This window comes from Blautia massiliensis (ex Durand et al. 2017) (assembly GCF_001487165.1).
Classification (GTDB): Bacteria; Bacillota; Clostridia; order Lachnospirales; family Lachnospiraceae; genus Blautia_A; species Blautia_A fusiformis.
This window is the reverse complement of record NZ_LN913006.1, coordinates 680,719-683,663: the sequence shown is the minus strand read 5'-3', so window position 1 is coordinate 683,663 and position 2,945 is coordinate 680,719. Positions and strand designations below refer to the sequence as shown.

The following is a 2,945-nucleotide window of genomic DNA, read 5'->3' as shown; positions in this document are numbered from 1 at the left end:
AGACGGGGGTCGTCCCCAGCACGATGATGCCGCCGCCCGCCATGAGCTGTTTTATCCCCAATTAGGTGTAAAACTCTGCTCGATGGCGGGCGGCGGCGTACAAAAAATCTATATGGTATTTTTTAAGAGAACCGTCCCGGCGGGACAGGTCAGGCAGTGACCTGTTCCACCTCCGGGATGGGTTTGAGATTAAAATGAATTTCGATAGAAATGTGTCTTGTTTTATCTTCGTCAATGCGCTCATGCACGACGATTTCTTTGATTAAGCGGTTGAGGGTGGCTGCGTCCAGCTCTGTGATGTTGGCGTATTCCTGAATGGCTTCCACCCATTGTTTTGCGTCATTGGCAAGCTGGACTTCATCGGACAGCCGCTTTCTGCCCTCGGACACTTTTGCTTTAAGCTCCGTCTGCTCGGTCTGTGTCTTTTCCAGCATGGTGTTGAAATTCTGCTCACTGATACGCCCTGCAATCATATCCTCATAAAGCCGCATGACCATTTTGTCCAGAACCTCAATCCGTTCCTCGTCCCTTGTAAGGGAGCGTTCCATTGCTTCCCGCTGTTCCCGCTGCTCGGCTTCACAGGTATTGGTCAGGCGGTCAGCAACCGCTTCCCCGTCCATCAGGGCAGCTCTGGCACATTCCCGGATTTTCCGCAGCACATGGCTGTAAAGGGTGTCATAGTCAATCCGGTGCTGGGTGCAGTGGTTCTTTCCAAAGGCATTGTAGGTCTTGCAGGAGTAAATCCGCTGGGGATGTTTTGCGTTTGTGTAGCGTATCGTCAGCGACTTCCCACACTCGCCGCATTTTATCAGTCCGGCAAACAGGCTGATTTCATTGGTCTGCCCCGGACGCTGGCGGGATTTCAGCTTGTTCTGCACAATATCAAAGCTCATGCGGTCAATCAGCGGTTCGTGCTGTCCCTCAACCACAATCCAGTCCTCCGGCTTCTTTTCCCCAATCGTGCCGATTTTGAAGCGGTAGTCTTTTTTCTGGGAAGCAATCGCCCCGGTGTAGACGGGATTCATCAAAAGGTCTTTGATAACGGAGAAGTCCCACATATACCGCCCGTTTTCCGGGTCTTTCTTTTCCCATTTGGTGCGGGTATTGCGAAGCCCCCGTTCCCGGTTCCACCATGTGGGGCAGGGGATTTTTTCTTCCTCCAGCCGTCTGCGGATATAGTTCGGACCATGACCGTTTAGGGCATATCCGAAAATCAGCCGCACAATCGGGGCGGTTTCCTCGTCAATGAGCAGATGGTTTTTGTCCTCCGGGTCTTTCCGATACCCAAACGGGGCAAGACACCCGGTAAACTGTCCTTTCTGCGCTTTCAGAAGATAAGAGGAATGGACTTTCTTGGAAATATCCTTGCTGTACATCTCGTTCAGGATATTCTTGAACGGGGCAATGTCGTTGTTATCCCGTAAGGTGTCGATACCGTCATTCATGGCGATATAGCGCACCCCGTTTCTTGGGAAAAAGTCCTCAATCAAATGCCCGGTTTGCAGATAGTTACGCCCCAGTCGGCTGAGGTCTTTCGTGATAACAAGGTTGATTTGCCTGCGCTCAATGGANGTCAATGACGGTTTTCTCGATGGGCTGCAAACCGTCCCGGCCTCCCACCACCAGCTCACACAGCGACAGCAGAAAATCCGCTTTCAGGGACAGGGGGCTGTCCCCGCCGCCCATGTCCATCTGAACATCCATCGGGGAAATGTGGTTGGGGCTGTCCGGCGCGATCTCGATGACCTGACCGCCCAGCCGTTCCACCAGCGGAGCATATTCGCCCATCGGGTCAACCACGATGATGCGATCCTGCGGGATGGCAAGAAAGACGTTCAGCAATTCACGCTTGGCGGCAAAGCTCTTGCCGCTGCCCGTGGAGCCGAGGTATAAGCCATTGGCGGATTTCAGCTTTTTGCGGTCAGCCATGATGACGTTATGGGATAGGGCGTTCATGCCGTAGTAGAGGGACGGGCCATCCATGCGAAGCTCCCTCGTCATAAAGGGAACGAAGATGGCCGTGGAGCTGGTGGTCATGCCGCGCTGAATTTCAATGCCGTTGTAGCCGAGGGCCAGCGAGGACATATAGCCCTGCTCCTGCTGCCAGTCCAGCCGCTTGACGACGCAGTTATATTTCTGCGCGATGCCGTTCACGGTGAAAATGTCGTTTTCCAGCCGCTCCCGCGTGGGGGCGGTGTTGACGATCAGGAACGTCAAAAGAAACATTCGCTCGTTGCGGCTTTGCAGGTCGGCCAGCAGCTCGGCGGCATCCTTGGAAAAGGTGACGAGATCGGGCGGGAGAATGTCAGGATCATATCCGGCGCGGGTAGCCTTGCGCTGCTCCTCCACTTTCATCTTGTCAATGTCGGAGATTTTGCCCTTGACCGTTTTAATGGCCTTGACCTGATCCACCGTCTGAATGTGCATGGTAACGGTCAGCTCGGCGTCCAGCTCCAAAATCTCCAATAGCAGCTTGTCCGACAGCTCCGACGCCATGATCTGCAAGTAGGACGCCGCGCCCCATGTCTGGCCCACGCGGAACGAGCGGCTCTGCCGGAAGTCAAAGCTGTCCGGCACGATAAAGTCTTTCGTCCCCATGCCTGTATGGGCGATGTCCGCCCACTTGAAGCGGAACGGCTCCCGGCTGCCGGGGTGAAGCTGGCCATGCAGCAGGGCCAGACGCTCCCGCCCGTCAAGGGGCTGGCTCTGTACCCCCAGCCGCTTAAAGTTGCCGATCACGTCCGCCTCCACACGTTCCAGACGGGGACGGGCGGCGGCCACATTTTCAGCGGGGATGCAAAAGGTGACGTACTTGGCCCGTTCGATACCGTTGTTGCTTTTGGCGATCTGGTTTTTCAGCATCCCCGTGTATTCCGTGCGGACGCTGTTGAAGCGGTCATCCGCCTCGGAGATATTCACCTTGTAGCGGCTCCCGGAGCGGCTGC

General features: G+C 55.3%; 2 pseudogenes. Both read right to left on the bottom strand.

What is annotated here, in order from left to right:
- Window positions 1-149: 149 nt before the first annotated feature.
- Window positions 150-1,577: pseudogene (locus BN3261_RS04175) on the bottom strand (recombinase family protein); the annotation flags it as partial.
- A pseudogene (locus BN3261_RS18215) lies at window positions 1,573-2,945 on the bottom strand (VirB4-like conjugal transfer ATPase, CD1110 family); the annotation flags it as partial. The pseudogenes BN3261_RS04175 and BN3261_RS18215, both read right to left, overlap by 5 nt.